The organism is Sporosarcina aquimarina (genome assembly GCF_019748715.1).
Taxonomy (GTDB): Bacteria; Bacillota; Bacilli; order Bacillales_A; family Planococcaceae; genus Sporosarcina; species Sporosarcina newyorkensis.
Genome location: NZ_JACLBZ010000002.1, coordinates 207447 through 229994, shown reverse-complemented (window position 1 = coordinate 229994; position 22548 = coordinate 207447). Strand labels below are relative to the sequence as shown.

Genomic DNA, 22548 nt, shown 5'->3' with positions numbered 1-22548 from the left:
AAGTACTTTCGTTCATTAGAGAAGAAGTTAGCGAAAGCGCAACGGATTCTCTCAAGACGGAGAGAACTAGCTATCAAAAGAAAATGTAAGCTAAGTGAAGCGAGAAATTATCAAAAACAACGTGTCAAAGTTGCGCGTATCCAGGAAAGCATTGCGAATAAGCGAAAGGATTACTTGCATAAACTCTCAACCGATATCATCAAAAACCACGATGTAATCGGAATAGAAGACTTGCAAATCACTACTATGCTTAAAAATCAAAAATTGGCTAAATCAATTAGCGAAGTTAGCTGGTCACAATTTCGTACAATGCTTGAATATAAAGCGAAGTGGTACGGCAAACAGATTGTAGTCGTAGGAAAAACATTCCCATCGAGTCAACTTTGTTCGAAGTGTGGAGATCGAAACAAAGACGTTAAGAATCTGGCTTTGCGTGAATGGAGCTGTCTGAAATGTGGAAGTCATCACGACCGAGATCTTAACGCAAGTATAAATCTTGAAAAGGAAGCGAACAGACTTCTAACCGCAGGGGCTGCGGGGATAGCCTAATCAATAACTGGCGGTTACGCCGGTGATCTTAGGAATCTCTCACTTCTAAACGTAGTGAAAGTGGTAGTAGTTCAATAATGGAACAAGTAACATATTCCTCTTAGGCGAATTTGATTCAGTGATGAGAGTAGTACCTTTTGTTGCATTTTTGCCTGCAATAGTTTGAGTAATCCCATTTATTCAGTGAAGTCTAATCACATAAAAAAGAGGCTGGTTATGTCCAAGCCTCTTATCTTGTACGCTATTATATTGATTCAAGATTCATGGAGGAGTCTACCCGACTTGCCAAGGACGATTTGTTTTTACCTTTGTTTGCTTCTGTTTTGCACCTAGTTCATCCCGAGTCATTCGTTGCGGTTCCATCCCTTTCTCGATCTTCGAGCTGAGCTTACGAGAAAGGGTGAAGAGGTGAGGCGCAAAATAAACTCTGGCAGCTTCTGATTTACAAGTAGGACATTCTGTATTCTCCCTGTTGCCGGACATGGAATTGAAGAACAGCGTGAATTCTCCACAACCTGGACAACGAAATGTGTAGTTTGGCAAGATTTACCCTCCTATTATTTCGGCATAATGTCTTGATCAAAGATTTGTGTTGGGATCGCAATCGTGCAACAGGCATTTGGAATATCCACGATGCCGTTAATTCGACCTTCCACAGGTGCTGAGCTTAAAAGCATAAAGGCTTGTTCACCTGTATAGCCAAGCGTTTTTAAATACTCAATGGCATTTAAGCAGGCCTTTTTATAAGCGAGATTAGCATCCAGATAATGTTGTTTTCCTGTACGATCGTCTACGGAAATGCCTTGGAAAACTAAGAAATCATTATAATTCGGTTCAACAGGTCCTGGTTGGAATACGGGATTTTCCTTGATCTTATATTTCTCCATACCCCCTTTAATCACATCCACTTTTAATTCGATCCAGCCTGACATTTCGATGCCGCCACAAAATGTGATCTCTCCATCGCCTTGAGAGAAATGCAGATCGCCGACGGACAGTTTGGCGCCGTCCACAAATACTGGGAAGAAGATTCTAGAACCTTTGGAGAGATTCTTAATGTCGCAGTTTCCTCCATTTTCACGAGGCGGGACTGTACGTGCCCCTTCTTTTGCGATCCGGTCAAACTCCGCACCTTTCAAATGCCCTAACACTACACTTTCTTCGGAGGGTGGATTTGCAAGTGCGGGAACTCGATGTGGATCCGTATCGATTAAGGCTTGTTCGCGTTCGTTCCATTTTTGTAATAGTTCCATTGAGGGAGCGACTCCAATCAAACCTGGATGAATGAGACCCGCAAATTTGACACCAGGCACATGGCGGGACGTCGTATAAATGCCTTCGAAATCCCAAATCGATTTGGCGGCCTCTGGATATTCATCTGTTAAGAAGCTGCCTCCGTTTTCTTTCGCAAAAATCCCATTGAACCCCCATTCTGATTCTTGATGGGCTCCGACATCCAAAATATCAACGACGAGCAAATCACCAGGCTCCACGCCATTGACGTAGACAGGACCGCTTAATACGTGGACACGAGTAAGATTGACGGTGCGAAGGTCTTCTGCACTGTCATTATTATGGATCTGTCCATCGGTCCATTCTTTACAATCCATTCGAAATGCGGTTCCCGGTTCTACTGAAAAAACAGCAGGAATATCAGGGTGCCAACGATTGTGTCCGGGTTGCTCTTGTTGTTCCATAGGTTTGCTTAAATCGAGTCTGTACTTATACTGTGCCATTATCAAATTCCTCCTAATTAAATAAATTGCGCAAGCATTACCATGTCAACATATGTGAAGTTGTCCCACGTTTATGACTGCAATAGTGAGAATGACTGTGGTGGAGGAAATATGCGGCATGCGGTTACTTCGTTTCAATGCTTTTCATTCTCATCTGCTATTTATTCCCCAAGAAATACTCACCTGTATGTTTACGAGTGTGTTTCTATTAATAAGTCCTTCAAGTATAGTATAATTCAATACAAATCATGTAATTGCTTCGAGGGGTGAGGTGTATCGATGTTCTTAAAGATAAATAAGCAATACTATATCCGGGCTGCGGAGCATACGATGGAAAGCCCGCATACAGAAGAGTTGATTTGCCGTGTCGTATGAGAAAAAACTTATGGCCATGAAATCGCTAGTGAAAAAAACGACAGTCGTGCAAGAGTCGGTTGAAACGTTTACGAAACCGCCGGCGCCATCATATGAAAAGAGATGGCTGACGACGGGCCTGGAAAAAATCGAAAATGACTTGGGTATTGTTTATAAGCGTGTCATTCATTATCCGCTTACCTATATGCATGGCGATATTTGCTTAGGGGACATACAAGAGAAGTTGACCAATTGGACGGAGACTGGATATGCTCATCCGCTTGCTCCTTCTTCTGATCAGCTGCTCTTTTTCGATACCGAGACAACGGGACTTAAAGGGGCGGGCGCGGTAATTTTTTTGATTGGGTTATTGGAACTGAAATCGGATGAATTCATCATGACACAGTACGTGCTGCCGAATCCAGATCACGAAGCAGCGTTTCTCTATGCATCAAAACTTTGGCAGGAAGGGCTGACGCTTGTCACTTATAATGGAAAGAGCTTTGACTTTCCGCAATTGCAGACACGTTGGTCGCTGCATAGAAAACAGCTCCCTAAGTTGCCGGTTCCAAAGCAAATTGATCTGTTGCATGGTTCACGGCGTATTTGGAAAGGTGAAATGGACTCTTTCAAACTTACGGAAATCGAGCGCAAACAGCTAGGCTTTCATCGGAAAGATGATATTCCAGGGCATATGGCGCCGATCATCTATCAGGATGCCGTGAAGAATGGGCGGGCTGAAATCTTGATGAAGGTTATGTGGCACAATGAATGGGATATTCTTTCCCTCGTCACGCTGTTCAGTCTTTCTTCTGACATGATCATGCAGGAGGAGAGTAAACCAACTGCTCAAGTCGCAACGAATATCGCCAAATGGTTCAAGGATCTTGGTTTGACTGAGCGGAGTTTTGCCGAGCTGGAAAGAATCGCAGAAGTGTACGGATCGAGTTATCCGCTGACACATTTTCATTTAGGGTTTCTATTGAAGCGATATAGAGAGTACGATCGTGCGGTCCAATCATTTGAAATCGTAGCATCGAGTGGAGAAGGCCGGGAACAAATACTTGCCTATGAAGAATTGGCGAAATTATATGAACATAAGCTGAAAGATTTCCCGCTGGCGGTTGATCGAATTAACAAGGGGAAATCATTGCTCGAACAACAAAATAAACTATCCAAACGCTTTATTGATAGCATGCAGAGCGCCTTTTCCAAGCGGGAAATACGCGTGAAGAAGAAACTATTTCCCGGGCAAGCGCAGAAACCGACAAGAGAGTCTTAAGGACCTTCTCAATTAAGACAAAGAATGACATGATATGCTATAATGACCGTATGGGATCACAGACGGAGGGACGTTTTGTCATGGAATTAAAGTTAGATTCAAAGAAGATTTTAGAGAAAGAATTTAAAACAGCAATGCGCGGATATAAACAAGAAGAAGTGGATTTATTTTTGGACGATGTTATCCAAGATTATGAGACTTTCAAAAAAGAAATCTCGCAACTTACAGAAGAAAACGAACGGTTGAAAGCGTCAGCAAGTACTTCGCAGCATAGAACGTCTGCGCCGACTCCTCAACCAACGAATTTTGATATCTTGCAACGCCTATCCAACTTGGAAAGACAAGTTTTCGGCAGCAAGCTGTCTGATAACTGATTTTCTTTAAATTGGAAATGACCAGTTTGAACGAAATCATTGATAGCCGGGATGAATTGATGTATACTAAAGAGTACCATAGAGTCTATTCAGGTAATCGCTGCAATTTTATTGTAGAGGAAAGTCCATGCTCACACGGTTCTGAGATGACCGTAGTGTTCGTGCTCAGTGAAAAAATAAGCCGGGGCAATGCTTTTGCATTGATGGCGAGAATAAATCCTAAGTCTTCGGATATGGATGAGATTCTCTGAAAGTGCCACAGTGACGTAGTTGGCATGGAAACATGTCAAGTGGAACGGGTAAACCCCACGAGTGAGAAACCCAAATTATGGTAGGGGCGCTCTTCCGAAAGAATTCAATGGAGGAAGGGACAGGCAATTGTCTGTAGATAGATGATTACCGCTTCAAGTACGAGGTGCAAACCGTTTGAGTACTGAAGAACAAAACATGGCTTACAGAATATTCTATGGTTTACATCACAATTAGCTCTCCTATAGTATTGGGAGAGTTTTTCTTTTGTACAGAAGGTTTGCTAATCGCATTTATTTGACATAATACTGAGAAGAGACCGATTGAAAAGGCGATACATAAGGAGGGAAGGTAATGGTAAATGAGTCTGATTTCTTTAAAATAAACCCTGCCTTCCCGCCAACAATTTATAATACAATTATTGAGGAAATGAAACAAGGCGTTTTCGTTACAGATGAAAGTAAAAACCTGCTTTTTGCTAACTCTGTTTTCTTTACACTGACCCAATACAATAATGAAGATCCGTCCATGCTTCAGCTTTTTCCGGCAACATGGCAACATGATATTTGGGAAGAAGCTGAAAAGACAGGGTATTGGGAAGGCGGTCTGCCGTTTGGTGAAAATGGAGAAGATGGAGACGTCAAATTGTTCTTCCATTTGGATACCACCAATGACCAGGCATATTATTATGGAATTTGCCGACCCGCTTCCATGATAAACCAGCCGACATCAAAAGGCGATGGCTGTACAGATCCTTTGACGAAAATTGGAAATCGTAACTATTTGACGAGTCAAATGGACAAGCTATTCTGTGGTGATCCCGAAAGAAAGAAAATGCACGCTGTGTTATTTTTAGATTTGGATCGTTTCAAACAAGTCAATGACACGATGGGACATTTCGTCGGAGATGAATTATTGAAAGAGTTCACACGAAGAGTGAAGAAAATTCTTAGGAAAAATGATTTGTTTGCCCGGTTAGGCGGCGATGAGTTCGTTATCGTTCAAACAGACATTAAGCATGAAGGGGAAGCAGTGCTCTTAGCGGATCGGATCTTTGAAGCGATTGAGCAGCCCTATCACAGTGCCTCCTATGAAGTCGGGATGTCGACTAGTATCGGAATTAGCTTATATCCGAAAAATGGTACCGACAGAGAGAGCTTAATGAGAAAATCAGATGTCGCCATGTATGAATCCAAGCGAAAAGGCCGTAATCGACAGACGCTGTTTGAGCAAGATTTGGAGGAGCGCATTGCCAATCTTCAAGAGCTGGAACAAGATTTGATTGGCATGGTCGAAAATAAGGACTTTCAGTTACTGTATGAGCCGAAACTTCATCTTGGGACAGGTATGTTCCGCGGTGCGGAGATTTCGTTGCGATGTGGCGGATGTAAACAATCGGTTACTACACTGAGGGATTCCTACGAGGAACTGGTAGAGATGGGTCTTGATATTCCGATTACCAACTTGGCCATTGAGAGGATTTGCGAGGACCTTTCCCGTATGCCGGAAGCTGTACGTTTGCGCACAGTGATTGCCGTTGATATTTCGAGCATGTACTTCACGCATCCTCAGTTCATCCAAAATGTTTGTGGAATTCTCGGACAATTTGATGTTAAGCCTGAAAATTTTGAATTAGAATTGGATGAAAAGGTTATTATGCTAGATGAAGAGCAATCCATCCATAAGTTAAGGACCTTGAAAAAGTTGGGGTTTCATCTGCTGATCGATCATTTCGGTTACGGTTATTCATCAATTCCTTTGCTGTCAGATAGCTCTATCGGGCATTTGAAACTAGATCGTAATCTAGTGAAACGGCTATCGACTGAAGAAGATCAATGGAAGATTGCTCAGGCGATTAAAGCGATGGCTGGTGCTTTAGAGATTGACTTGTCTTTTGAGGGTGTAGATGACGTTAGCCAATGTGAGCGGTTGCGCGCGTTAGGCTGCAGCTATGCACAAGGAACATATATAAGTAAACCTCTGGAGTTTGATGAATTTCTTCATCTGATCCAGTAACGGAGAATGGAGTTTTTATTGTGAGTGAATATAAATTGATTGCTACAGCCGCAATGGGGCTGGAGTCGATTGTAGCATCTGAGATAAAAGATCTTGGGTATGATTGCCAGACCGAAAACGGAAAAGTCTTCTTCAATGGAGATGCAGAAACGATTGCCAGAGCCAATATGTGGCTTCGTGTGGGAGATCGGGTTCGCGTGGTGGCTGGTGAATTTAAAGCTTATACATTCGATGAGTTATTTGAGCGGACGAAAGCGATTCCTTGGGAACAGTTCCTGCCGGTTGATGCCGCTTTTCCGGTTTCAGGAAAGTCGGTCAAATCGAAGCTGTTCAGTGTGCCGGACTGCCAAGCGATTGTGAAGAAAGCAATTGTGGAGCGGTTGAAGATCGCGTATAAGCGCATTGGCTTCTTGGATGAATCAGGTCCTCTCTTTAAATTGGAAGTATCAATTTTGAAGGATAAGGTAACAATTACGATCGATTCGAGCGGTTCCGGATTGCATAAGCGCGGCTATCGATTAGGACAAGGAGATGCGCCTCTTAAAGAGACGATGGCTGCAGCACTTGTGAAATTATCGAAGTGGAGTCCGAGTCGCCCGTTCGTGGATCCGTTTTGCGGTTCGGGAACGATTCCAATTGAAGCGGCGATGATTGGACAGAATCTGGCGCCTGGCTATAATCGTTCATTTTTAAGTGAAGAATGGCCTTGGATGAAAGCGCAAGTATGGGATCGCGTCAGAGAAGAAGTGGAAGACGTAGCGAAGTACGACCAAGAGCTTGACATCCGTGGTTACGACGTCGATGGAAAAATGATTTCAATAGCTCAGCAAAATGCGGTGGAAGCCGGTTTTGCAGATTTGATTTCATGGCAGCAGCAAGACGTCCGGGATTTGCACATTGAAGGACAAAATGGTGTCCTCATTGCCAATCCGCCATATGGAGAGCGACTTGGCGAAACAGAGGAAGCGGAAGATATAGCAGAAATCCTTGGGTCAATTATGGAGCATCACCCATCCTGGTCCGTCTATATTTTATCTTCACTCGAAAACTATGAGACGATGTATGGGAAAAGAGCGACGAAAAAACGTAAACTATTTAACGGCTTCATCCGCACTGATTATTATCAGTTTTGGGGACAGCGCGTATAACCATATCGAAATCGATGGGAAGAGGAAAGCACTCCTCTTCCTTTCGCTTGCATTCAGGGAGGAGTCAGTATGAGTACAAAAATTCCATTTCAATTAGTGAAAGACCAAACGTTCTTTGAATCACTGAATGATTGGTTGGGCGATACATTATATGATGATTTGACGGAAAAAGGGTTCGAATGCCGGGATGAGCAGATTTATATGGCTTTTCAAATCGAACAAGCACTTAAGGACAAAAATGTGTTACTGGCGGAAGCGGGTGTGGGTACAGGGAAGACGATTGCCTATTTGCTTCCAGCCCTTGCATATGCACGCTATACAGGAAAGCCTGCTGTGATTTCTTGTGCAGATGAGACGTTGATCGATCAGTTGATCAAAGAAGAAGGCGACATTCAGAAATTGAGTCAGGCACTCGATTTATCGATCGATGTACGATTGGCCAAAGCGCGAAATCAGTATATTTGCCTAAAGCGTCTAGAAGAGACAAGTAATCGAACAGACGAAGAGTTTGTTGATTTAGTTGAAGATGAGCTGCCTGATTTTATCTATGCCGATCGTTCGTTGCAGTCTGTTTTTCCATATGGAGTGCGTTCCGACTATCCATATTTGAAAGATGAAGAGTGGGAAATGATCAATTACCATCCGATTCAGCAATGTGCGGCGTGTGATATCCGTAATCGTTGCGGACAGACGATTCATCGTAATCACTATAGAGAAGCAGTGGATTTAATCATTTGCTCGCATGATTTTTATATGGAACATCTGTGGACGAAAGAATCGAGAGTGCGTCAAGGACAGTTGCCATTGCTGCCAGAAGTATCGATGGTGGTCTTTGATGAAGGACACCTGCTTGAGTATTCGGCGCAGCGGGCATTGACTTATGAAGTGCAGGAGCAGACGATTGTCCAATTGCTTGAGCGCATCATGGTCGATGGCATTCGGGAGAAGTCTCTGCAGTTGATGGAGCAATTATTGGATGTCCATGAACTGTTCTTTAAGCAATTACGAGAGCATGCGACGCAAAATGATAATGAGCGTTTGACGATTAACAAGAACGATGAAATGATGAGACTAGCTAAGAAAGCCGTCTCTTTATCGAACGAACTTCTTGAGGAATTCGTCTTTGAGGGTGAATTGTACGTCATTCCAGAATACGATCTGAAAATAGTGGAGGAGTATTTGGAGCAGTATATTTATTCGATGGAATTATTTGCTGATCAGAATGACGCTGTAGATTGGTTGGAAAATCGACGTGATGAAAGCACTTTGCTGATCATGCCGCGACTCGTGACGTCTATTTTGAAAGAAAAGTTATTCACTGGCGAAATGCCGATCGTTTTCTCTTCCGCTACGTTATCTGTTGAGAAATCGTTTGATTACTTGGCATACAGTCTCGGAATTGAGTCGTATCAGTCGTTTTCCATTGAATCGCCTTTTGATTATGAGAATGTGATGAAGATCCATTTGGAACAAGGTGTACACGAAGACAACATCGAGCGCTTGTCAATGCTTCTTTCAGAGGAAGAGCAAACTTTAGTATTGTTTAACTCTAAGCAATCGATGATGGAAGCCTATGAAAAACTGCCGTTAGAGCTTCAAGTGCTAGTTGCTTATGAAGGAGAGCGTTCGCTGTCTTCATTGGTGAAAGACTTCCAGCAGCGCAAGGTCCAAGTCTTTTTCTCCTATCATTTATGGGAAGGTTTAGATCTTCCGAATGAATCCCTGACGCGTGTCATCATCTTTGATCTGCCGTTCCCGCCGAAAGACCCGTTGTTTGAAGCGAGAAGACAATACGCGGAAGATGCATTTGATGAAGTGGATCTACCATTCATGCTGTTGCGGCTTCGTCAAGGAATCGGCCGGCTGATCCGGACGAGTGAGGATGCGGGTTCTATTCATTTATTCGTTGAACCGGAGAGAAGTGAGTTACTGCCTGTGATAGAAAGAGTTTTACCTGTACCATTTTCATGAAGAATAGCAAAAGGCACAGACGTTGAATAATCAATGTCTGTGCCTTTTTTATTTAATTTACGACGCAGTCAGCTCTCGTCATCTATCGTCAGTAAAAGATTCAATACCTCGCCATCTTCAAATTTCACGGGAATTTTAAAGGCTTGTTGGAAGCCATAAAACTTCGTATGCCCGGTTAAAACAGTGGGCGGTGAAATGTCGAGTGTCAATTCATCGTTTTCCAGTATTGTACAGAGATTGCCGGCAATCATATTCCCGAGTTCTCCGGTAAAAGACTCGGCCATTTCTCCTTCAATATTCATACCAAACATCGCTAGGCCAATTTTATCAATAATGCCATGGGTAGGTTCTACAATAAGACGCCCTTTCATATCTCCGATCAAACCAATGAGCACACTGATTTCGCGCTGTTCATAGGGTTGCTTGATCAACGAAGGAGAGAGGACATCGAATTTTATCGGAACGACAGTAGTCAGTGAAGAAATAGTAGCGTTTAAGACTTTTTGCACGTTATTTGCAGTGCTCACGAATAAAGACACCCTTTCAGAAAATAGTAGTAGTTCAATCATATCATTAAAGGGTCGAAAAGCCTACTTAAAAGTTGTAGACTCAAATAAAAGTAAGCTTCTATTTTTTCAATCATTAATGGTATGATAGGGTGAGTTATAAGTGAAAGGACGACGATTATGTCTACAAACCATGTATTTCTACAACAGTCTGCCACCTATGGACAGATTTTCTCTACCAATGAAGATGATGAACGAAAAGGAAAAATTACATTACTCGCAAATAAAATAATTGAGAAAGAATATACGATTGCGTTCGCAGGTCATTTTTCAGCAGGCAAATCATCAACGATCAATGCCTTGACCGGTGATGATCTATTGCCTTCAAGCCCGATCCCTACAAGTGCAAATATTGTAAAGGTACATAAGGCGGATGAAGATTTCGCGATCATCCACCGTGTAGATGGGAGTGCTGTGAAATTCAGCGGGCACGGTTTCTCAGAAGCCGTCAAAGAATTCAGTAAAGATGGAGCGGCTGTTTCATTGGTGGAAATCGGCCATACCGAATCCAAATTGCCGGAAGGAATCACAGTAATGGATACGCCTGGGGTGGATTCTACAGATGATGCACACCGACTATCCACGGAATCTTCTTTGCACTTGGCGGATCTAGTGTTCTATACGATGGACTACAACCACGTACAATCCGAAATGAATTTCCGTTTCACGAAAGAATTGATGCGCTATAACGGCAACGTCTACTTGATCATCAATCAAATCGATAAGCATCGGGAAAGTGAATTGTCTTTTGATGCATTCAAGAAATCAGTAGAGGATTCGTTCAAGCTGTGGGGCGTGGAGCCGAAAGGGATTTTCTACACGTCATTGAAAGAGCCTGATCATCCGCATAATGATTTTGAAAAAGTAAAAGCGATCGTGGATGGCTCAATTGAACACCGCGAGGAGAATTTTGAACAAAATATCGATCAATCCCTTCGTAAGCTGAAAGACGAGCATATGAGTTTCTTGCAGCAACAGCTAGATGACGTTAAAGAAAACAATCGCGATATCGTTATGGACAATGAATGGAATCAATTCGAGGAGCTTAATCGAGAGTTGAAGGAAGCAAAAAAACGGATGGAGCTTCTGTCTGGAGATGAATTCTACGTCAATTTCGAGAAAGAGCGCAATGAATTATTATTAAGCGCCGGGCTCGGGCCATTTGAAACAAGAGAATTGCTGAAGGATTACTTGGAATCAAAATCTCCGAAGTTTAAGGTAGGACTTTTATTCGGCGCGAAGAAAACTGCCGAGGAGCGCGAAAAACGCCGTCAAAAATTGAAGGAAAATATCACGGGACTGGCCCATACACAAATTGAAATCTATATGAAGACGTTGATGAAAGACTCTTTGAAGCAAGCGGGAATCTTGACGGATGAACGGTCAATGGAAATCGATTCCATGGATCTGTCATTGCCTTTTGATGAGGTAGATGAGCAGCTTCATGTGGCGGAAGTCATTACAGGAGAGACCATCCTGAATTATACGGAACAAATGAAGCGTGCAATCCATTTAGTTTATAAACGTAAGACCGACGCATGGAAGGAAGAAATGTCCGTCATTGCGAAATCAGCTGGAGGCGAACAGTCTGCACCGCTTGCTCTTGCAATCCGGTCACTTCAGGAAAAAGTCGATGCGATCAACGAAATGAACAAGTGGCAAGAGCGTATGCAGTGGGTGGATAAAGAGATCGGGAATCCGTCTGCACCTACACGCATTGGTAGAGACAAATTGCTGGAAGAATGGGAAAAGCCAAAACAGATTGAAACCATTGACTATGTGGCGGGTTCGGAAAAAGAAGAATCCGTATCGACTGAAGTAGTCGAACAAGAAGAAGAGGAACGCCAATTTGTCGATTCCGAAAAAGCGATCACCTACGCCCAACATATTGCACAATCCGTTGAGACGATTCCAGGCTTTGCGGAAACGGCGTTATACTTGCAGACGAAAGCCGCCCGATTGAAAGGGCAGGAGTTCACCGTTGCGTTATTCGGGGCATTCAGTGCAGGGAAATCTTCATTTTCCAATGCGTTGATCGGGGAAAAGGTGTTGCCGGTGTCACCGAATCCAACAACAGCGGCAATCAACCGAATCCGTCCTGTCAGTGAAACGCATCTGCATAATACAGCGGACGTTCATTTGAAAAATGCTGCAACGATGACGGAAGACGTAGCATTGTCATTTGAAGCTTTGGGTATTCATATTTCGACTCTTGAAGAAGCGTTCGCGAAGACGGATGAAGCATTGAAACAGCCGCTCGAAAATGAAAATTTGCATATCCATAAGTCATTCATCCAAGCGTTCAAGAAAGGCTATCCAGTGTACACATCCGCACTTGGCACGACGTTGACTGTAGAGCGTGAGGAGTTCACGAAGTTTGTAGCACAGGAAGAACGCAGTTGTTTCGTAGAATCGATCGATTTCTTCTACGATTGTCCGCTGACACGCCACGGCATCACACTCGTTGATACGCCTGGAGCGGATTCAATCAACGCCCGCCACACCGACGTGGCGTTCGAATATATTCGTAATGCCGACGCGATCTTATTTGTGACGTACTATAATCACGCATTCGCTCGCGCAGACCGTGAGTTCCTGATCCAGCTCGGACGTGTGAAAGACGCGTTTGAACTCGATAAGATGTTCTTCATCGTCAATGCTATCGACCTGGCGTCGAACGAAGAAGAATCCGAAGAAGTAAAAGGCTTTGTGGCCAATGAACTTCAGAAGTTCGGTATTCGTAACCCGCGTGTTCATGGGATTTCAAGCCTTGAAGCGCTTGAAGGTAAATTGAATAAACAGCCGAATCCTTTAATGCAGCATTTTGAAGAGAAGTTCTATGCATTCCTTGAGCATGATTTGCGTGCGCAAGTCGTTCAGGCACTGGAAGAGGAAACGACGAAGACGATTGACCGTCTCGCTTCATTGATCGACCGGACAATTCAGAACCGTTCACGTAAGGCAGAACGATTGGAAGAGTTGGCAATTGCTGAACAAGCGATCAAGCAACGCTTTGAGAAGAGCGCCAGCGAAGTGTTAGTGAAAGCGACACAGGATGAATTGAGCGAACTCGTCTACTATATTTTACAGCGTGTGTTCTTGCGTTTCGGGGATTTCTTTAAGGAAGGGTACAGCCCATCGACATTCGCTAAGAATTCTTCCGACCGCGCGTTGAAAATCGCTTTGGCGGAAACAGTCGAAATGGTTGGGTTTGACTTGACTCAAGAATTGAAAGTGACGAATTTGCGGATTTTACAATATATGAAGAAGCAATTGCTGGAACGTCAACGTATGGAAGTTCGTTCATTAGCGGACATGGATCAGTCCATCGTACCTTCTCCATATGAGCCGAACGACAAAGAAATGCTATCGTTTGAAACGCCTTATGAGAACCCGACAGTATACAACGCGGCCAATAAATCATTCAAGAATCAAAAAGCGTTTTTTGAGCGCGGGGACCGGGATGTACTGAAAAACAAGCTGGAAGAGGCATTGAAGAACGATGCGTCGAAGTATTTAGGTGAACAGAAAGAACGTATAGAAAAATGGGCGGATCTATGGATTGAAGATGAAGCGGAAGCATTACGTCTTCATCTGTTGCAGGAAAGTCTTGTGCAAATTGAATCGGAACGCACGTTGCTCGACGGTTCGGAGCAACTGGAACAATGGCAAAGTATTTATGAAAAAATACGTTTGGAGGAGCTGGCTCAATAATGCATGTATTCGTATCGGCTAAAGATGTTGACGTGGAGCAAGTGAAATGGATCGATGCACGGTTTTCCCTTCAAAATCCAGACTACGGAATAGATGAATATAATAAGGAGCATATCCAAAATGCCGTTCATTGGGATTTAGCAGAGAACCTCTCCGCTGAATCTGTCTCCGGCGGTCGGCATCCGCTGCCGGCAAACGACAAATTGACAGAGCTGTATCGTGCAAGCGGCCTACAGTTAGAAGATACGATTCTGATCTACGATGATGGGGGTGGTCCATTTGCCGCACGTGCTTGGTGGATCTTACAATACGGAGGATTTAAAAATGCCCGTATTTTGCTTGAAGGCTATGACCAGCTGAAGGAGATAGGTTGCGCGGTCGATCGGGAGACGTTTGTATCGCCTGCACAGTCATCTGTTCAGCCGGAATGGCAAGATCATCTATATGCGAGCAGAAGCGATGTAAAACAAGTGGTTGCTAGAGAACAGGACGCAGTGCTGCTGGATGCACGTGCTCCTGAACGGTACCGCGGTGAAAAGGAACCGATTGATCATAAGGCAGGGCATATTCCGACGGCCCGCAATTTTAATTGGGAAGATTTAAAAGAAGATGGCCGTTATGACGTGCAAGCTGCAGAAAAACAGCTCCAGCAAGTGGCAGCGCCTGACGATAAAGTGATTGTCTATTGCGGCAGCGGCGTGACGGCGTCTCCTTTATTCGCTGCACTTACAGAGCTCGGTTATTCGGACGTCCGATTGTACGTAGGCAGTTTCAGTGACTGGATCTCAGAAGATGACGCCCCGATCGAAACGTCGTGAAGATGGGAGTTGACAAAATTGCAGTATGCATTACTAGGTGATATCCATTCATCGATCGAAGACCTGAAAGCCGTGTTAGGACATATTTCAATTGAGGCACCGCATGCTGAGGTCATTGGCTTGGGTGATTTATATGAATGTACAGTTAGCAAGAAAGATCTGCGCGGGCAGATTTATCCGTCTGTAAATGAAGTGATCAAACATCCGGAAGGCTTCGATAAGTTATTAACTTTCCCGTCTGTCTACGGCAATCAAGAAGAGCGGATTTTGTTGCTTACGGAACATGCGGAGCCGCTGCGTGATTATCTCCATGACCTGTCCGAGACTCTTTCGGCAGGGGAAGCCGTCATCATACACGGGCATCAATGGAACTCAGACGAGAGAAATGCCTGGCTGAACGCGCAAATACCAGACAAAACAATCGTCTTCCACGGGCATACACACCGCGCCGGCTACACGCGAGATCAGCAAGAAATGTTGATTTCAGGACGCGGCAAAATTTCGCTGTCTGGAAAGCGAAATATTGTCAATGTTGGCGCTGTTGTCGGGTCAAGGGAATGGGTACTGTTTAATGCGGAAGAACGTACGGTGCGGTTTATGAGAGCACAAAGAGGATAAGGGGATTAGGCAGTGGAAAAGAATTGGGGGAGTGGTAAAGGCGCCGTTGATCTACGTTCCAGGCGGACGCTTTCCGCGGGGCTCGCGGTGAGCCTCCTCGTCGCTTCGCTCCTGCGGGGTCCCACCTGTCGAGCTAATCCCGCAGGAGTCGCCGCCTTCCACTACGATCAACTTGCGTATTTTCCTAATGTTAGTGGGTTGCAAGTCCATTTAGAGAGAGGTAAAAGGGCAAGAAGTAATATCTCAAAAAGAATGCTAACTTCTTTGTCTATGGTTACAGATACACATACTTTATACAGCGAGCTTTACTATGTGCTAGAACGTACTGTTTTGGGATTTGTGCGGAAGACGGGGCGACTCCGAGAGGATCAGCGTGAGTCTTGAGACCCTGGACTGAGCGAAGCGAAGGAAGCGGCTCAAGCCACGCCCTCCGGAAAGCATCCCCGTCTGGAGCGCAAATCCCAGGACCGCAAGCCCATGTTTCTCCCATGCTAAATCATTCTGATGCTTGTCTTTAAGCTAGGCTAAGGACCTTAACCCTTAGCCTTTTTTTGTTGGAGAATCGCCTGCCGAGCGAGGACATCTGCTGTTTTGTTTGTGTGATCGGGGATCCACTTGATGAAAAAGAAATCAAACTGCTCCGTGAGTTTCATTGCCTTTTTTAAATAAGGAGCGTACTCCTCGTTCTTGATAAACTCCTTTTCCATCGCCTGAACAACGACATTGGAATCCGACCTGACAGACACCATGCCGCTCGTCAGCTTCACTGCTTCTTCCAAACCTCTTAAAAGCGCTTGGAATTCTGCATTGTGATTGTTCGTTGGTTCGATTGGTTCACTGATTTTCACATCGTGTCCTTCGCCTTTAATGTAAACGCCAATTCCGCTCAATCCTGGATTTCCTGCGCTAGCGCCATCTATGTATATTTCCAACACGGTCTTCATCGCTCCTCTCTGGAAATGAATGGGGAAGACTCAGTAAAAGGTTGCAACATTCCATAAGCCCACCTAAAATAGAAGAAAGAAAGGTGGGAGTTCTTTTCTAATGAATAAAGTAATGGTCATGAAAGATATCAATCAATTGCTCGATATATATTGTGAAGGATGCTATGTCAAAAGACAACTGATAAAGGAACGCGGAAAGACAGGAGCTCACCAATTTTGCATATCCGAATGTACAATCGGCGACCAACTGAAGTTTTTAGGGTCAGAAATCAATAAACTTGGTACATCTTCCAAATGATTAAATAGAAAAAGCATCCCGCATTTTACGCGTGGATGCTTTATTTATCTTCATTCAGCTGAAATTCCATAATGATTGAGTGGAATTGCTCTGCCTGCCGAGCTGTCTTTAAACTTCTTCTTCGAGTGTAGATACATTTGCCGCCTGTGGACCTCGGTTCCCTTCAATTACTTCGAAAGAAACAGTTTGACCTTCAGCAAGTGTCTTAAATCCATCTGTTGCAATTCCTGTGAAATGGACAAACACGTCTTCACCATCATCTGCTTCGATAAATCCATAACCTTTGTCACTGCTGAACCACTTCACTTTACCTTGGTGCATGTAAATTCCTCCTCGGCAATTCAGAAATTCATAGCGGCCATATAAAAGTATTGGAAAGCAAAATAGCCCCAACATACCTATATAGCTCCCTACACTATACATGAACAGTTACATCAGGTCAACGATGTAAAGATAAATTCCGAAGAATTTTCAATCGATTTGTACTATTTGGAACAAGGTATTGGTTTTTAGGCTTTTCACCACTATAATGAATAAGTGTTCATTGACTAGGGAAGGAGAGCAATTAAATGAAAATAGTCAAAACGCTTATTCAAGTGGTCTTTCTATATCTATTTTTCATGCTAGGAAATTTTTTGCGTCAGTGGCTGTCGATTCCTCTTCCTGGAAGCATAATTGGATTATTGATTTTATGGGGATTGCTATCATTCCGAATCATTCCGCTTAATTGGGTGGAAAAAGGTGCATACGTTTTTTTATCCACATTGCCGCTCTATTTGATACCTGCAACGGTCGGTGTGATGAATTACGGTCATGTCTTTAAAGGGAAAGGCCTGCTACTTGTTGTCATCACAATCGTCAGCACGTTTATCACAATGGCTATGGCTAGCCTGGTGAGTCAATCGATGGCGAAACGTAATGAGAAAGATGAGGTGGAGCTGTCATGAATTCATTTTTATTGGCACTCGCGATGATCCTCTTGACGGTGATAATGTATTTCATAATGAATGCATTGTATGTAAGGCTACGATCACCTTTTTTGGTGCCGATCCTAACAACTACCATCGCAGTGATAGTCACTTTAACGATTTTCGATGCTTCCTATAATACATATATGGTTGGAGGAAAGTGGATCGATGCACTTCTCGGACCAGCAATTGTTTCTCTTTGTATTCCATTATTTAAACAGCGTGATTTGATTAAGAAAAATTTATTGCCGATCGCAAGTGGAGTGGTCGTTGGGGGAGTCGTCGGAATGGTGACAGGCGTTTTAGCAGCGCGGCTTGTCGGGTTTTCAAATGAACTTCTCGCTACAATTTTGCCTAAGTCGATCACTTCGCCAATCGCGATGCAAATTGCCGAAGGACTCGGTGGCGTTCCTTCGCTCGCTACGGTTTTTGTCACTATTGCCGGCTTGGCTGGAATCCTAATAGGCCCGCAATTGAATCGACTGTTGAAGATCGATACGGCGCTCGGACAAGGCATCGGTCTTGGTGTGGCAGCGCATGCCATCGGTACTTCTAAAGCTCTCGAATACGGCGAACAGGAAGCTTCTATGAGCTCGGTTGCCATGACGTTATCGGCGATCATCGGTGCGTTGGTGGGTCCGTTGTTTGGTTTCATACTGTTCCCATAAAAAGCGGAATTCCTATTCGACTAGGAATCCCGCTTTTTTCAATGCTTGCTCTGCTTCGATGAGTTGCTCTTCTCGGGGAGCTGAGATAGTATGCAAATGAATGCCACTTTCATCCAAATTCAGTAAATAGGGTGCATTCGCTTGTTGAATCTGCTGGATGAACGCCTTCACTTCCTGGCGATTGGAGACCATGATGGAGGCACGGACATCGCCATATACGAGATGCTCCACACGAACATCTTTCACTGTTACTCCGTGATCTACGAGAATATTCAATTCCTCTTCCGTTGCTTCAGGTTCATGACGGCAGACGATGATCTTTTCATACTCTTCTGCTGTTTCAGGCAGGGCAGTGTAGAGATATCCTTGATTCGTCGCGATGATCGGCTGTTTTTTCGCCTTCAGTAAGTTAACGTCGCTGACAATGACCTGCCGGCTGACATTCGTCAGTTCTCCTAACTCGCGTCCTGTAATAGGACGTCCTGCTTCTTGTAACGTGCGCAAAATGAGTTTTCGACGCTCTTTTCCCAATACTTTTTCTTTATTTTGCAATTAAATCACCTGCTGTCAGTGTTTTTTGTTTTGTTCTTTCGCAATTTCCACCAAGCAATCTGCCAATTGTTGAACAGTTTTTCCGGTGGAAGACTGTCCAAATGAAATACGGACCAATCCTTTCGATAGATGAACTGGAATCTGCATAGCATTCATCGTGGTCGAAGACTGTTGTTTGCCGACCTGGCAAGCACTTCCTGTCGATACCGCAAATCCGCGTCTATTCAATTCTAACATAATCAGCTGGCCTTCCGAATGATTGACACGCAATCCGATAATATGCGGCAACTGTTCTGCAGCTTGATCCGAACCGAAAAAAGTAAAAAATTCTTTATGCGGCAACAACGCATTGAAAAATATAGTCCGGAGTTTTTGGTAATGGGCGAGGTTTCCCGTTTCTTCTGCCAATTGTGCTGCTATCAGGAATGCTACAATACCGGGAACATTGACCGTCCCCCCTCTGAAGCCTTTTTCTTGGACAGTCCCTGGGAATAGCGGCACAGCACGCAAGCGCGGATTGATATACAGTGCACCAACGCCTTTTGGACCATAGATTTTATGACTGGAAACAGAAAGACTGTCAACATATGGTGTGATGTCCTGCACATTCAACTTGCCGAATGATTGAACGCAGTCACTATGTAAGAGAATCCCTTTTGGCTGCAATGTCTCATAGATGGAGCGGATCGGCTGAATGGTTCCGATCTCCGGGTTGCAATGCTGTACAGAAACGACGATCGTCCGCCCGTTGATGGCGTTTTCCAATGCTTGCAAGTCTATGAAGCCGTCAGCGGTAAAAGGAATGGTCGTAATGTGGAACCCTTGATCTGCAAGATACGCTGCTGCGGAATGAAGAGAAGGATGCTCTGCGGCAGTCAAAATAATATGATTGCCTTTATGCATATTAGCCTGTGCGAGGGAAAGCAGAGCAAGTGAATTACTTTCGGTCCCTCCAGACGTGAAATACAAACCTTCCGAATGAACACCTAAAATAGCGGCCAGTTGTTTCCGGCACCGTTCCAGTACGTTTTGAGCCATGCCGCCCGCGTCATGGAGACTCGTCGTATTGCCGAACTGATGCTGTGCTGTAGATAAATAAACTGCGGCAGCTTCCTTGTGAAGGGGAGTCGTAGCTGCGTAATCGAAATACTTCAATGTACATACCTCCTAGTTTAATTGTTTTATTCATCTTGTCATAGTTCTGTAAATGTGTAAAGATAGATGTAAAGACACATAAAATTGAAGGTTAGTAGGGAGAATGCGTATGAATAGAATCAAACTGAGATCAATGCTTGAGCAATTTTTCATTGAGGATATAGGGGATGGCGATTTGTCTGTCGAGACGTTGTTTCCTGATACTGCTGTCGGAGAATTGCAGATCATTGCCAAAGAGTCAGGAGTCTTTTGCGGAACCGACATCATAAGAGAAGGATTTTTAGTCATGGATCCTTCCGTTGAAGTGATTTGCTTTATTGAGGATGGAGAGAAGATGGAAGAACAGCAGGTTTTGGCTGTTGCTATAGGCTCTGTGAAGAATTTACTGTCAGCAGAGCGTGTTATCTTGAACTGTATACAAAGGATGAGTGCAATATCCACCAAGACTTCCCAACTGACTGCATTTCTGAAGGGTACGAAAACAAGGGTTTGTGATACGCGGAAAACAGCGCCTGGTTTGCGGATGCTGGATAAATATGCAGTCCGTACTGGTGGCGGATTTAATCACCGCAATGGACTCTACGACACGGTGATGTTGAAGGATAACCACCTTGCCTATGCCGGATCAATTACTGAAGCCGTTAAGCAGCTGCGAAGTCGGCTTGGGCATACTGTGAAAATAGAAGTCGAGATCGAAACGCTTGCGCAACTCAAAGAAGCAGTAAACGCAGCACCGGATATTATCATGTTCGATAATTGTTCGCCCGAGCAAATCAAAGAGTGGCTTCCCGTTGTGCCGAAACAAATCGTGACTGAGGCATCCGGCATGATTTCGGAGGAAACGATCGCTGCGTATGGATCGACAGGCATTCAGTACATATCGGTTGGTGCGCTGACACATTCAGTGAGAGCTGCAGACATCAGCGCAACTATACAAATTAAAAAAGCAGGGGGAATCAGACAATGTCCATACTTGATTTAACGAAAGAGCATGCAGATGTAATGTTGCCTGAAAAATATAAAACACTTTCTGTCAGTGAAATGGAAGACAGAATTCGGAAAATAAAAGAATCTCTCGGGGACAAGTTATTTATTCCAGGCCACCATTATCAAAAAAATGAAGTCATTCAGTTTGCAGATGCAACAGGAGATTCACTGCAATTGGCTCAGATCTGCGCTTCCAATGAACAAGCAGAGCATATTGTGTTTTGTGGAGTGCATTTCATGGCAGAAACCGCTGATATTCTGACCACACCTAACCAAACAGTATATTTGCCGGATATGCGTGCCGGATGTTCGATGGCAGATATGGCAGATATTTTTCAGACTGAAAGAGCGTGGGAACACTTACAGGAACGTTTTGGCGATACGATACTGCCTTTGACATACGTCAATTCGACTGCCGCGATTAAGGCATTCGTCGGCCGAAATGGCGGAGCTACCGTCACTTCATCGAATGCGAAGAAAATCGTGGAATGGGCATTCGCGCAGAAGAAACGGATCCTTTTCCTGCCGGATCAGCATTTAGGACGCAACACGGCATATGATATAGGGGTTTCGTTAGATCATATGGCAGTCTGGAATCCGATTGCGAACGTTTTGGAATACTCTGGACCCGATGACGACTGCGAAGTGATTCTTTGGAAAGGCCACTGTTCCGTACATGAAAACTTCACGGTCGAAAATATCCGCCATATCCGTGAAAATGAACCGGATCGACAAATTATCGTCCATCCTGAATGTCCTCATGAAGTCGTGATGCAATCGGATGATAATGGATCGACGAAATATATTATCGACCAAATCACCGCCGCAGCGCCCGGCACAAAATGGGCAATCGGAACGGAAATGAATTTAGTGAATCGATTGAAAGAAGAACATAAAGAGCAAGATATTATTTCTTTGAACCCGCTTATGTGCCCTTGCTTGACGATGAACCGCATCGACTTGCCGCACTTGCTTTGGTGTTTGGAAAGTATTGCAGTAGGAGCTGCGCGCAATATCATCGCCGTAGATAGTTCGACTTCTGCGGAAGCAAACATGGCACTCGATCGCATGCTTCATTCTCCTCGCAAACAAACATTGAACGCTTGACAATCACCGCCAATATTGTATGATGGGTGAAATGAATGTTGAACGTTGATGAAGGAATAGTAGACAAACAGCGTGTGCAAGAGAGCGGGGTTCATCGGCTGAAAAATCCCGTCACATGGCAGTTGTTGAACCTGCCTTTGGAGTCCTATGAAAACATAGGCGCGTACCTCGGCGTTATGGGGAGAGCGGGATTCATGAACTGGATCCAATGATGGTGGCACCGCGGAAGCAAAGTCCTTTCGTCCTGATAACTTCGGGACGACTGGGCTTTTTTGTATCTAAAGAGGAAAACGCCGTCTAGCCTCGATAGGCGTTGGAGGGCTTGCCGGCAAAGGTGCGGTCTTTGCACCTTTTCGGAAAGACCGAAACGACCCGAGAGGCTGGCGTTTGGAGCTGGATGGGTTCAAAAGTGAAAGATGCCGTCTAGTCTCGACAGGCGTTGGAAGGAAAGCAGTAAAGGCGCTTTTTGTCTTT

At 44.3% G+C, this 22548-nt stretch carries 22 protein-coding genes and 1 other RNA gene; 16 read left to right on the top strand and 7 right to left on the bottom strand.

Annotated features, from left to right (window positions below; all coding sequences use genetic code 11):
• Positions 1-549: RNA-guided endonuclease TnpB family protein (locus H7J92_RS01345; protein WP_221835072.1), on the top strand; the 549-nt coding region annotated here is incomplete at its 5' end.
• A gap of 273 nt (positions 550-822) precedes the next feature.
• Here the strand turns inward: H7J92_RS01345 and H7J92_RS01340 are convergent.
• Positions 823-1092, bottom strand: a complete 270-nt coding sequence (locus H7J92_RS01340; RefSeq protein ID WP_040758159.1) for a zinc ribbon domain-containing protein — start codon at positions 1090-1092, stop codon at positions 823-825.
• 14 nt (positions 1093-1106) lie between these two features.
• The gene (gene fmdA, locus H7J92_RS01335) at positions 1107-2285 is read right to left on the bottom strand and encodes a formamidase (RefSeq protein ID WP_221835070.1); all 1179 of its coding nucleotides are present in this window, start codon (positions 2283-2285) and stop codon (positions 1107-1109) included.
• Between the two features lie 385 nt (positions 2286-2670).
• On the opposite strand from fmdA, the gene H7J92_RS01330 reads away from it, so the two are divergent.
• From H7J92_RS01330 to H7J92_RS01305, 6 genes are all read left to right on the top strand, one after another.
• On the top strand, positions 2671-3921 hold the full coding sequence (locus H7J92_RS01330; RefSeq protein ID WP_221835069.1) for a ribonuclease H-like domain-containing protein: 1251 nt from the start codon (positions 2671-2673) through the stop codon (positions 3919-3921).
• Positions 3922-4001: 80 nt separating this feature from the next.
• On the top strand, positions 4002-4295 hold the full coding sequence (gene gpsB / locus H7J92_RS01325; protein ID WP_221835068.1) for a cell division regulator GpsB: 294 nt from the start codon (positions 4002-4004) through the stop codon (positions 4293-4295).
• 85 nt (positions 4296-4380) lie between these two features.
• Positions 4381-4755: RNase P RNA component class B (rnpB, locus tag H7J92_RS01320), an RNA gene on the top strand.
• Between the two features lie 143 nt (positions 4756-4898).
• Positions 4899-6560, top strand: coding sequence for a diguanylate cyclase domain-containing protein (locus tag H7J92_RS01315; RefSeq protein WP_221835067.1), 1662 nt, complete (start codon positions 4899-4901; stop codon positions 6558-6560).
• A gap of 20 nt (positions 6561-6580) precedes the next feature.
• Positions 6581-7708 (top strand): THUMP domain-containing class I SAM-dependent RNA methyltransferase, encoded by a 1128-nt coding sequence (locus tag H7J92_RS01310; RefSeq protein WP_009497079.1) that lies wholly within the window; start codon positions 6581-6583, stop codon positions 7706-7708.
• Positions 7709-7777: 69 nt separating this feature from the next.
• Entirely contained in the window at positions 7778-9679 is a 1902-nt protein-coding gene (locus tag H7J92_RS01305) for an ATP-dependent DNA helicase (RefSeq protein WP_078816493.1), read from the top strand.
• Between the two features lie 68 nt (positions 9680-9747).
• On the opposite strand, the gene H7J92_RS01300 is transcribed toward H7J92_RS01305, so the two are convergent.
• Entirely contained in the window at positions 9748-10206 is a 459-nt protein-coding gene (locus H7J92_RS01300) for a chemotaxis protein CheX (protein WP_078816494.1), read from the bottom strand.
• 159 nt (positions 10207-10365) lie between these two features.
• Here H7J92_RS01300 and H7J92_RS01295 point away from each other — a divergent pair, with 159 nt between their 5' ends.
• Genes H7J92_RS01295 through H7J92_RS01285 form a run of 3 tightly spaced genes read left to right on the top strand, consistent with a single transcriptional unit; the run spans position 10366 to position 15395 of the window.
• Positions 10366-13959: a dynamin family protein gene (locus tag H7J92_RS01295; RefSeq protein WP_221835066.1), complete on the top strand. Its 3594-nt coding sequence runs from the start codon at positions 10366-10368 to the stop codon at positions 13957-13959.
• Positions 13959-14777 (top strand): sulfurtransferase, encoded by an 819-nt coding sequence (locus tag H7J92_RS01290; protein ID WP_221835065.1) that lies wholly within the window; start codon positions 13959-13961, stop codon positions 14775-14777. The genes H7J92_RS01295 and H7J92_RS01290 overlap by 1 nt, the downstream gene beginning before the upstream one ends.
• A gap of 18 nt (positions 14778-14795) precedes the next feature.
• The gene (locus tag H7J92_RS01285; RefSeq protein WP_176132459.1) at positions 14796-15395 is read left to right on the top strand and encodes a metallophosphoesterase family protein; all 600 of its coding nucleotides are present in this window, start codon (positions 14796-14798) and stop codon (positions 15393-15395) included.
• A gap of 533 nt (positions 15396-15928) precedes the next feature.
• On the opposite strand, the gene H7J92_RS01280 is transcribed toward H7J92_RS01285, so the two are convergent.
• Complete coding sequence (locus H7J92_RS01280; RefSeq protein WP_221835079.1) at positions 15929-16330, bottom strand: reverse transcriptase-like protein; 402 nt, start codon at positions 16328-16330, stop codon at positions 15929-15931.
• A 109-nt stretch (positions 16331-16439) separates the two neighbouring features.
• Here H7J92_RS01280 and H7J92_RS01275 point away from each other — a divergent pair, with 109 nt between their 5' ends.
• The gene (locus H7J92_RS01275; protein WP_221835064.1) at positions 16440-16637 is read left to right on the top strand and encodes a zinc-finger domain-containing protein; all 198 of its coding nucleotides are present in this window, start codon (positions 16440-16442) and stop codon (positions 16635-16637) included.
• Positions 16638-16745: 108 nt separating this feature from the next.
• Here the strand turns inward: H7J92_RS01275 and H7J92_RS01270 are convergent, their stop codons facing one another.
• Positions 16746-16958, bottom strand: coding sequence for a cold-shock protein (locus H7J92_RS01270; RefSeq protein WP_078816500.1), 213 nt, complete (start codon positions 16956-16958; stop codon positions 16746-16748).
• 248 nt (positions 16959-17206) lie between these two features.
• Here H7J92_RS01270 and H7J92_RS01265 point away from each other — a divergent pair, with 248 nt between their 5' ends.
• Positions 17207-17584, top strand: a complete 378-nt coding sequence (locus H7J92_RS01265) for a CidA/LrgA family holin-like protein (RefSeq protein ID WP_221835062.1) — start codon at positions 17207-17209, stop codon at positions 17582-17584.
• The gene (locus H7J92_RS01260) at positions 17581-18273 is read left to right on the top strand and encodes an LrgB family protein (protein WP_221835060.1); all 693 of its coding nucleotides are present in this window, start codon (positions 17581-17583) and stop codon (positions 18271-18273) included. Before H7J92_RS01265 ends, H7J92_RS01260 begins: the two co-directional genes overlap by 4 nt.
• A 12-nt stretch (positions 18274-18285) precedes the next feature.
• On the opposite strand, the gene H7J92_RS01255 is transcribed toward H7J92_RS01260, so the two are convergent.
• Both H7J92_RS01255 and H7J92_RS01250 read right to left on the bottom strand, forming a co-directional pair.
• Positions 18286-18825, bottom strand: a complete 540-nt coding sequence (locus H7J92_RS01255; RefSeq protein WP_078816503.1) for a transcription repressor NadR — start codon at positions 18823-18825, stop codon at positions 18286-18288.
• Positions 18826-18840: 15 nt separating this feature from the next.
• Entirely contained in the window at positions 18841-19980 is a 1140-nt protein-coding gene (locus tag H7J92_RS01250; RefSeq protein ID WP_221835059.1) for an IscS subfamily cysteine desulfurase, read from the bottom strand.
• A 109-nt stretch (positions 19981-20089) separates the two neighbouring features.
• Here H7J92_RS01250 and nadC point away from each other — a divergent pair, with 109 nt between their 5' ends.
• From nadC to H7J92_RS01235, 3 genes are read left to right on the top strand one after another with little or no spacing between them, the layout of a single operon-like run.
• Positions 20090-20962 (top strand): carboxylating nicotinate-nucleotide diphosphorylase, encoded by an 873-nt coding sequence (gene nadC / locus H7J92_RS01245; protein WP_221835058.1) that lies wholly within the window; start codon positions 20090-20092, stop codon positions 20960-20962.
• Complete coding sequence (gene nadA, locus H7J92_RS01240) at positions 20944-22074, top strand: quinolinate synthase NadA (protein ID WP_078816506.1); 1131 nt, start codon at positions 20944-20946, stop codon at positions 22072-22074. Before nadC ends, nadA begins: the two co-directional genes overlap by 19 nt.
• A 35-nt stretch (positions 22075-22109) precedes the next feature.
• The gene (locus H7J92_RS01235; RefSeq protein WP_176132460.1) at positions 22110-22286 is read left to right on the top strand and encodes a hypothetical protein; all 177 of its coding nucleotides are present in this window, start codon (positions 22110-22112) and stop codon (positions 22284-22286) included.
• Positions 22287-22548: the final 262 nt, after the last annotated feature.